5 protein-coding genes are annotated in these 6,318 nt (G+C 53.6%); 1 reads left to right on the top strand and 4 read right to left on the bottom strand.

All coding sequences use genetic code 11. The features are described from left to right. Positions 1-380: 380 nt before the first annotated feature. On the bottom strand, positions 381-1,577 hold the full coding sequence (locus tag V7028_RS15150; RefSeq protein ID WP_334120920.1) for a cupin domain-containing protein: 1,197 nt from the start codon (positions 1,575-1,577) through the stop codon (positions 381-383). 56 nt (positions 1,578-1,633) lie between these two features. On the opposite strand from V7028_RS15150, the gene V7028_RS15155 reads away from it, so the two are divergent. Next, positions 1,634-2,182, top strand: a complete 549-nt coding sequence (locus V7028_RS15155; RefSeq protein WP_334120921.1) for an FKBP-type peptidyl-prolyl cis-trans isomerase — start codon at positions 1,634-1,636, stop codon at positions 2,180-2,182. A gap of 18 nt (positions 2,183-2,200) precedes the next feature. Here the strand turns inward: V7028_RS15155 and V7028_RS15160 are convergent, their stop codons facing one another. The 3 genes from V7028_RS15160 to V7028_RS15170 all read right to left on the bottom strand — a co-directional run. Further along, positions 2,201-3,199: a metallophosphoesterase gene (locus V7028_RS15160; protein WP_334120922.1), complete on the bottom strand. Its 999-nt coding sequence runs from the start codon at positions 3,197-3,199 to the stop codon at positions 2,201-2,203. Beyond that, positions 3,196-5,772, bottom strand: coding sequence for a DNA mismatch repair protein MutS (gene mutS / locus V7028_RS15165; RefSeq protein ID WP_334120924.1), 2,577 nt, complete (start codon positions 5,770-5,772; stop codon positions 3,196-3,198). Before mutS ends, V7028_RS15160 begins: the two co-directional genes overlap by 4 nt. Before the next feature lie 80 nt (positions 5,773-5,852). Continuing rightward, positions 5,853-6,318 (bottom strand): inositol monophosphatase family protein (locus tag V7028_RS15170; RefSeq protein ID WP_334120923.1); only part of this gene is annotated, 466 nt, incomplete at its 5' end.

Here is a 6,318-nt window from a genome sequence, read left to right on the forward strand (position 1 = left end):
CAGCAGGTGCTGGCTCAGTTGCGGCAGGAGCTTGTTCAGTTACTGCAGGAGCTGCTGGTTCAACAGGAGCTGCTTCTTCTTTCTTGCCACAAGCGGCCAAAGCAACTGCAAACAAAGATGCGATCAAAATTGAGTTTTTCATGTTTATTCCTTTTGGGGTCACGAACTAGACGCCGATTCAAGCGTCTTTTTTAGAGCAAATAGGCTCACAAGAGAACCCAGAATCACCCATTTTCCTGCCGGGTGTTCTAGCACTCAAGCGGAAAACTCTGCAAATTCTATCGAATAGGCTGTCAAATTCAAGTCATTGTTCCGACCTTATTTTGGAAGCAAAATTCTATTGACTTTGCAAAGTAGTTACAAATTCTAAATGAAATTAATCACCTTAGGGTTTCTACCCAACCGGCTTTTGCAAAACCTATTAAAAAATACTGAAATTCAGGATTTTTTAAAGCTTCTGCAGCGTCGGATGGTTCCATTTCACGCTGGTTTGCGAGCATTTGCAGCTGTTTAACGGTAAGGGCTGCTGTGGGGTTGACAGATTCGCCGTTGATGAAGAAAAACGAGTCTTTGAACAACATTTTAGTTTTCATGCACAAAGCAATGCCGCGTTCGCACAAAACGCTAATAATTTCAGGTATTTCCTGATCGTCTGTGTTGTTTACAAAATACACATGTGGCTTTGGTTCGGTCAGCATGCAAGCAATGCTGCCTCGAATTTTCTGGTTTTGCGCGGTGAAGTTCGATATTAGTTCAGCACCGAAATTCAGCATGTCGTCAGGAATTTCCGCGGGGTTTGTTTGTACGCCACGGCCGGGATCTGAAAACAGGGAATTTGCCATCACTGGGTCTTTCTCAACCTGATCGGCGAGATCGCGCAAAATACCGGCAAGCACTTCGGCTTTGCTTGGTGCCCGAAAGCCGATGCTCAGGGTTGAGCAAGGCCCTACGGCCACACCGTCATGCCCGTAGTTGGGGGGCAGGTACAGCATGTCACCTGGTTCCAAGAGAAATTCTTCTGTGGGCTGAAAATTTTTCAGGATTTTCAAGGGTACATTTTCTTCAAGTTCCCTGTCTTGAAGCGGACCAATTTTCCAGCGGCGCGTGCCGTGCATTTGCAGCAGGAATACGTCGTAAGAATCGTAATGGGGGCCAACGCCACCACCGTCGCTGGCCAAGCTCAGCATGACGTCATCCAGGCGCGCATCGGGGATGAATCGAAACTGTTGCAGCAAGTCATATGCTTCGGGCAAATGGTGGTCAATGCCTTGAATCAGCACGGTCCAGGCTTTTTGCGTCATGGCTGGCAATTCATCAAATGGACCGTGTTCAAGTGTCCAGCCGGCTTTGCCGTGTTGAATCAGTCGGCTTTCGATGTCTTCGTCCGATGCCATTTCAGCAATTGTTTCCACGTCGCACAACGGTTCGAATTGTGGGAAGGCTTGTTTGAAAAGGCGCGGCGTGGTGTGCCAGTCTTCTTTCATGAATTGTTCAACGGACACGCCGGCAATGTGGCTCAAGGGTTTAATCATGTTCTCGTACTTCAGGTTGGGTGATTTGTTGATTACGGGTATCATAGGCCACCTTAAAAGACTGCCCGCGGTTTGGGCGCTGATTTCTGGAGTTATGTACGATGATTGTTGAGCACGGCACAGTGGTGACCCTTGATTTTGAGCTGCGTGATGCGCAGGGTGAGTTGATTCAGGAACATGGTGGCGAGCCGATCATTTACCTGCACGGCAGCGAAAATGAGGTGTTCCCCAAATTGCAGGAAGCAGTGGAAGGCAAAGCAGTGGGTGATGAGGTTTTTGCCCAGTTGGAGCCTGAAGATGCATTTGGTGATTTTGATCCGGAACTGATGCGTGTCGAGGACGCTGACAGTTTTGCTGAAGACCTTGAAATCGGCATGCAACTTGAAGAAGTGCCTGTGGATGACGAAAATGAGCCGGATGAACAGGCCACCGAAGAGAACACCGGCTTTGGCCGCGTGTGGACGGTCACCGACATCGCCGAAGGCAAAGTGGTGCTGGATGGCAATCACCCCTTCGCGGGCATGGCTTTGCGCTACCACTTGAAGGTGCTGGACATTCGTGCCGCAAACGAGGAAGAAAAGGCGCAGGGAGCGGCTGCACAGTCGCTGTTCAGTGTGGCCCCCAATCCAGGTGCGGGCAAGTTGAACTGAGTCCGAACCATTGCCCGCTTAATTGTCGGGCTTGGCAGTTTCTGCGATGCTTTTTATGTTGAACGGCGAGCTGGCGCCCGGCCTTACCGTCACTTTCACCCAGGCGTTTACAAACGGGTGGCCCCAGCCTTCTGCCCTGTAAAACAGGGCGTTTGTGGCAGCTGAACCGCCGAATTGTTTCAGGTTTGGCCTGTCCCATTTATACCGGTGCGTATCGCCGTGTACCAGCAACACCGGGCGTCCGGTGTTGTCGATGTACTTCACCAATCTTTTCATGAAATCGTTGTAGCCATTGTTGTTCGGGCTGCCGGAACCATCAATCGGGTTGCCTTGAATGGCAATGACGGTTTCCGTGGGCGTGGCTTTGGCATTTGCAAACAGCTTTTCTGCGTCGCTTAACCAAGCGTTGATGGCATTCTGCCGTTTTTCAAGCAGGTGCTGAACTTCTGTTTTTTTCGTTTTCCTGGATTTGGGGTTTTCAAGGTCGTTGTTGCTGCCTGGCACGTTCAGGCTGACAAAAAGTGTGCTGCCGTGTTGCCACATCAGCTGTTCCGGGTAGGGGTGCGATGTTTGCTGGCGAACCGGGAAGGTGGTTTTTCCCAAGGTGGCTGGCTGCGTAAACGCCTGTTTGCGCAAAAACTCCAAACGTTCCCGGGATTTGAAGTTGCCGTTGGATTCACGATGGCAATCGGTCCATTCATTGTCGCCGGGAACGTACACCAAAGGCTTTTCACTTCGCCGTAGTTGATCAATGCGCCGTATCAGCAATTCATCGGTGCAGGGTTCAGCACCTCCCTTAATGTCGCCAATGTGCAGTATCCACTGTACATCCGGGTCGCTGTTGATGGTTTTGATCAAGCTGTCGGTGGCGGGTTCCAGCAGGTCGGTGTAAGGCTGGTCGCCCATCAAGGCAAAGCTGAAAGTGGTGGCTTGCGCCGTGCCAGCCTGACCGAGCAGCAGGGCTGCCGCACCCAACAGGGCCGCACAGGTTTTGGGCACTGTGCGGTGTGTGCTCAACCTTGCAGGCCTTTGAGCTGAAAAATCAGCTGCAGTGCCTCGCGTGGGCTTAGTTCATCGGGATCAATTTCGTTGAGCTTTTCGAGGATCAGGTGCACGTGCTGCGCATTTGCTGGCGGTTCAACTTCGGCTTCGGCTGGTAGGTCGAACAAATCGACTTGGGCAGTCATGGCCCGTTTTTCAGCTTCCAGTTGGTCCAATCGCTTTTGTGCATTTTTTACGACCAAGGCTGGCAAGCCAGCAAGCTTTGCCACCTGCAAGCCATAGCTTTGGCTGGCTGGGCCGGCTTCAATGCGGTGTAAAAATACTAGTTTGCCTTGGTGTTCGGTGGCCGACAAATGCACATTGAACACGCTGTCCAGTTCATTGCCCAGCGCGGTGATCTCAAAATAATGTGTGGCAAACAGTGTTAAACATTTGTTGGTGTTGGCCAGGCGTTTTGCAATTTCCCACGCCAATGACAAACCATCGAATGTGGAAGTGCCGCGCCCAATTTCATCCATGATGACCAAGCTGTGCGGCGTGGCCTGGCGAACAATGGTGGCGGCTTCGGTCATTTCCACCATGAAGGTGGAGCGGCCACCGGCCAGGTCGTCGGATGCGCCAATGCGTGTGAAAATTCGATCAAGCACGCCAATTTGTGCACTGGTTGCCGGCACAAAACTTCCCATGTGGGCCAGCAGCGCGATCAGCGCGGTTTGTCGCATGTAGGTGCTTTTGCCGCCCATGTTGGGGCCGGTGATCAGCGCCATGTGTTTGCCGGGGTGAAGGGCGCAGTCGTTCGGTGTGAATTGTTCCACTTGTACTTCCAGCACCGGGTGGCGGCCTTGCTGAATGTTCAGCAGGGCGTGGGGTACCATGTGTGGGCGTACCCAGTTTGCTTCGAAGGCCACAATGGCCAGTGCCGCCAAGGCATCCAGTTCCGACAATTCCCGTGCACAGCGCTGCAGGAACGGGGTGAATTGGCCAAGCCACACCATCAGGTTTTCGTAAATTACTTTTTCAAGGTTCAGGGCTTTGTCTTTCGCGGACAGCGCTTTTTCCTCAAAAGCTTTCAGTTCTTCGGTAATGTAGCGCTCGGCATTTTTCATGGTTTGTCGGCGAATGTAGTGCGCGGGCACTTTGTCGGCCTGCGCGCTGCTGACTTCGATATAAAAACCATGCACCCGGTTGAATTCGACTTTCAGGTTTGCAATGCCGGTGGCCTCGCGTTCCTGTTTCTCCAGTTCAATTAGAAACTGCCCGCTGCCGGTTTGAATGTTGCGCAATTCGTCCAGTTCAGCGTGGTAGCCATCGGCAATTACGCCGCCATCTCGAATCAGAACCGGCGGGTTGTCGGCCAAGGCCTGCATCAATTCGGCCTGCAACTCGGGTGGTGCCTGCAAGGCTTGTAAGGCAGTGTTGAATTCGCTGTCGCCAAAGCTTGCAATCAGTTCTGCCACCTGGGGCAGGGCTAGCAGGCTTTCGCGAAGCGCCAGCAAATCGCGAGGCTTGGCGGTTTGCATGGCCACGCGGCTGCTGATGCGTTCAATGTCTGCCATGGCGCGCAGTGTTTTGACCAAATCGAAGCATGCGGGTTCAGGTGCCTGGCCCAAGGTGCCAAGCAAATTCTGTATTTTGTTCTGCCGTGCCTCAATGGTGGCCATGTTGCGCAGGGGCTCTAATAGCCACTGGCGCAAGCGCCGTGCGCCCATGCCGCTGCCTGCGCGGTTGATGCGGGAAAACAGGGTGGGGGCAGGTTCGCCCCTCAGGGTTTCAGTCAATTCAAGGTTGCGACGGGCGGCTTCATCGAGCACCAGGAAGTCTTGCTCGTGTTCAACCTGAATGTCGGAAAGGTGCTTGAAGGTTTCAATGCTAAGGTGCGTTTCCTTGGCATACTGCAGGGCCGCACCCATGGCAGGCACGGCCAGTTTGGCTTTGTTCAGTTCCAGGCTTTCAAGGTTGGCGGCTTGCAGCACGCTTTGCAAATGGGTTTGGGCAAAGCCCGCATCGAAGTGCCACGCCGGGCGCTCAATGCATTGCGCGGTTGAACCGCTGATTTGGCTTTGCTGCGCCCACGTGCGGTTGTTCACCAGCACTTCGGCGGCATTGAAACGACTCAAATGCGCTGCCAGTGCACCCGAATCACATTCCAGCAAGCGGATTGAACCCGCAGAAAGTGCCAAACAGGCCACGCCCCAATATTTGCCGTCTTCGGAATACAGGCTGAGCAGGGTTTTGTTTTCCTGATCGGGCAGCAGGGTTGATTCGGTGAGTGTGCCTGGTGTAACCACCCGCGCAACCCTGCGCTCCATGGGGCCTTTCGTCAGGCCCGGTGTGCCCACCTGCTCGCAAATGGCCACTGAATGCCCCAGTGCAACCAGTTTGGCAAGGTACTGGTCGGCGGCATGAAATGGCACGCCCGCCATGGGAATGGGTTGGCCGGCTGATTGGCCACGGTGGGTGAGGGTGATGCGCAACAGCTGGGCAGCCAGTTGGGCGTCGTCGAAAAACAGCTCGTAAAAATCGCCCATGCGATAGAAAAGCAGCTTGTCGGGGTACTCGGCTTTCAGCGTGAGGTACTGCTGCATCATCGGCGTGTGGCTTTCAAACGCCTGTGATGCGGCCTGGTTGTGTGTACTCGCTTGTTTGCTCAACTGGGTACCTGTTTGTTTTATTTGAAGCTCAGCAGGTATTGAAGGGCTTTCGGGTTTCCGGCAATTGCATCGCCGCTTTCCATGAATGTGTTGTTGCCTTCGGGGTCGGTAATCAAGCCGCCCGCTTCAGAAACAAGCAATACGCCGGTTGCCAAATCCCAGGGCTTCAGACCAAAACACATGTAGCCATCCAGGCGACCGCAGGCCACGTAGGCCAGGTCAAGCACGGCAGAACCCGATTTGCGAATGCCGGCGGTGCTTTCTGTCATTGCCAGCATTTTGCGCTTAACGCCTTGTGAGCCTTCGCTTTGGCCTGCCGGGAAGGCAAAGCCGACCAGAAATTCATTGGGCTTGCTGCGTTTGGAAACACGAATGCGGCGGTTGTTCAAAAACGCGCCTTCGCCTTTGGAGGCAGTAAACAGGTCGTTGGTGGCCGGGTTGTACACCACGAGGGTAAGGTCCTGCCGGCCATCGACCGCGAAG

Origin of the sequence: Limnobacter sp. (assembly GCF_036846585.1) — a bacterium.
In the GTDB taxonomy this organism is placed as follows: domain Bacteria; phylum Pseudomonadota; class Gammaproteobacteria; order Burkholderiales; family Burkholderiaceae_B; genus Limnobacter.

Excerpts from the sequence above, each read along its gene's own strand:
- V7028_RS15150 (WP_334120920.1), bottom strand. The coding sequence starts at position 1,577 with ATGATACCCGTAATCAACAAATCACCCAACCTGAAGTACGAGAACATG.
- V7028_RS15155 (WP_334120921.1), top strand. The coding sequence starts at position 1,634 with ATGATTGTTGAGCACGGCACAGTGGTGACCCTTGATTTTGAGCTGCGT.
- mutS (WP_334120924.1), bottom strand. The coding sequence starts at position 5,772 with ATGATGCAGCAGTACCTCACGCTGAAAGCCGAGTACCCCGACAAGCTG.